The 2,746-nt window shown below is 43.5% G+C and carries 3 protein-coding genes; all 3 read right to left on the bottom strand.

The genetic code is table 11. From position 1 onward, the window contains the following. Positions 1-2 precede the first annotated feature (2 nt). Entirely contained in the window at positions 3-902 is a 900-nt protein-coding gene (locus AC1DWN_RS31770) for a carbohydrate ABC transporter permease (protein ID WP_477562844.1), read from the bottom strand. Continuing rightward, positions 899-1,885, bottom strand: coding sequence for a carbohydrate ABC transporter permease (locus AC1DWN_RS31775; protein WP_477562845.1), 987 nt, complete (start codon positions 1,883-1,885; stop codon positions 899-901). Before AC1DWN_RS31775 ends, AC1DWN_RS31770 begins: the two co-directional genes overlap by 4 nt. Before the next feature lie 134 nt (positions 1,886-2,019). Further along, a partial coding sequence (locus tag AC1DWN_RS31780) for a phytanoyl-CoA dioxygenase family protein (protein ID WP_477562846.1) occupies positions 2,020-2,746 on the bottom strand: 727 nt, incomplete at its 5' end.

The following is a 2,746-nucleotide window of genomic DNA, read 5'->3' on the forward strand; positions in this document are numbered from 1 at the left end:
TGTTATCCCTTTATTCCGGTATTAGCCAAGCCTTGTACAATATAGCGCTGAAATACGAAGAAAATAAGCAGCATCGGAATCGTAATTCCAAGGCCGAGCGTAATCATTAACGGATAATCCGGAAGGCCCAAAGGGTTAGCCGCCAACGAGGATAACCGTGAGATTGCAGCCGGAAGTGTCTGCAAATTATCACTTGTTGTAAAGAAGAATGGCGTCTGCCAATCATTCCATATCGCTTGCGAGGTTGTAATCGCAATAAAAGCGAGAATAGGAATTTGGAGCGGCATTAAGATCTGGAATATAATTCGGAATGTCCCTGCTCCATCAATTTTCGCAGCCTCATCCAGCTCAAATGGCACCTTTTCAAGCGATTGTTTGCATAGAAATGCCCCCATAATATTAATAGCCGGAGCTCCTATGAGGTACACCCACCAGCTGTCCAAAATACCATTTCCGCCATTAAAAATGTTGTTGCCGCCTGCAAATGGCCAGCGTGCAAACTCAATAAATGTCGGAATAATAGCGACAACCGGCGGAACCATTTGAGTTGCAAGCAGCACTAGAAATAGAGTGTCTCTTCCTTTAAACCGTAATCGTGCAAATACATAGCCGCCTAAAAACGATGTAAATACAGCCCACACTAATCCATAAGAAGTGCGCAGCACAGAATTCAGAAAATACGTTTGGACCAACTTATCTCCAGCACCACCGAAGAGCTTGGCAAAGTTCTCAAATGTCGGCTCCTGAGCTAATGGAAAAAATCCCATTTGCGTTTTGGCATATTCCTCAGTAGACATAAACCCAGTAAGAACCATAAATAGGATCGGGTACATAAGTATTAATCCGCCAAATAGCAAGATAAAATGGCCTAGTAGATTAATCGGTTTTATACGTGTACTCATAGCATCTTCACTCCCTTCGACTTCTTCCGTTCTCGACGTTCATTCTCAGTTGCATAGCGGAAGTATAGTACTGTGAAGACAAAGACGACAGCAGCGAGCATAACAGATGACGCGCCTGCCATGCCTAAATTGAAATCAAAGAAGCCGTCACGCAAAATACGATATACCAGCACCTCTGTTTGTCCATATGGACCGCCGCCTGTAATAAAGATAACCTGTTCGTATATTTGAACAGCACCAATCAATCCTGTAATAATGACAAATGTAGCTATCGACTTAATGCCTGGAATGGTCACATTCCAGAACTTCTGGATACGATTAGCTCCATCAATATCAGCTGCTTCATAAAGCACTGGATCTACGGACTGCAGACCTGCCAGCCATATTAAGGCCGTTCCCCCTATACCCTTCCATAGAGAATAAACCACGATCCAAAATACACCCCAGCCTACAGAATACTGCCATAAAACAGGGTCCATGCCCATGCTTTTCAAAAAGTTATTAATGACGCCATTATTCGAATCAAGAAAGATATTAAAAATTTGAGTGGTTGCGACAACAGAGGTTACTACAGGGATGTACCACATTGTGCGATATAGGCCTTTGCCCTTGAGAGGTAAATTCATGAGGAGTGCTACTAAAAATCCAACGATGATCGTCAATCCAGTGACCAGCAATCCAATCCAAATGGCTCTCCATAGAGCCATATAATAGACTGGATCATTAAAGAATCGCTCATAGTTTTTGAAGCCGATAAATTTGGGAGAATTCGTGACGCCTACCCATTCGAAAAATCCTAAGAAGAAGCCAAATAGCGTAGGAAATCCTGAAATGATAAGCCACCATATAACCATAGGACCTAATATAATGGTTGCTATGACAGCATCCCTATGCCGCTTATAAATCTTTGTTCTCTTGAAGAGGGCAATTGGTGTACGACGAAAAGCAGAAGCGTCAGTAGTTGTTGGTATATTGTTTTTCAAATGTGTTCTCCTCTCTTTCAATTTTGAAAGCGTATTCAACTAAGTGTTAATAATAAATGATTAAGGAAGAATATTCTCCCCCTCAATCATTTATTATATTGAATATAATATTACATATTCTAAACTGTCAATCATTATCTCAATGTATCAAATGGCGGAGTCTGATAGCCTAAACCGTAAGGACTTTCAGGTCGTTCAAATTCACCCATCAACGCCCGGCGAAGCGGAGTCGTACGCGCAAGAAACTCGCTGCTATTCTCAAAACGATCTGATGGAACGACCCAAGGAGGACTATAAATATAGTGAGCCGTATACCGATCATAATCTCCATCATGTGCATAGGTGCGATGCCATACCGCATTATGGAAAAGAAGCACCGAGCCTGCCGGAGCGCAAATAATATGGCTGTTCGGCGGGCTAGTTTTATTAGTGTGATATTCTGAAGGCAACGAAGCCAAGCTGTGATGGCTTCCAGGTACCATTTCCATATTGCCTGTACGAGGCACTAATTGATCCGTCAGCAAATAAGACGCACGAAGCTGAATTAACGGGATCGGGTAGCCTAACAACTTAAAATCATAGGCTCCAGAGCCATCCTGATGYCAGCCCCCAACATCCCCGAAAGCTGGCTGCTTCGTATTCCAGCTGGACTGCATAATAAATCGATCGCCATACAAGCCTCGAACCTTCGGCAGAACAGCGGGATGATCGATTAATCGCTCCAGCACAGGCTCTGTCTCGTAAGCGCGGCCAACCTGCGCCCAGCCTGCTGTGCCTGCTGCTTGATGCACACGGATAGAGGCTTCGAGACATTCCTCCACTTCTTCTTTAGAGAGCACATTAGGGATAATAATATAACCC

The organism is Paenibacillus sp. P4_A7 (assembly GCF_056402455.1).

Excerpts from the sequence above, each read along its gene's own strand:
- AC1DWN_RS31770 (WP_477562844.1), bottom strand. The coding sequence starts at position 902 with ATGAGTACACGTATAAAACCGATTAATCTACTAGGCCATTTTATCTTG.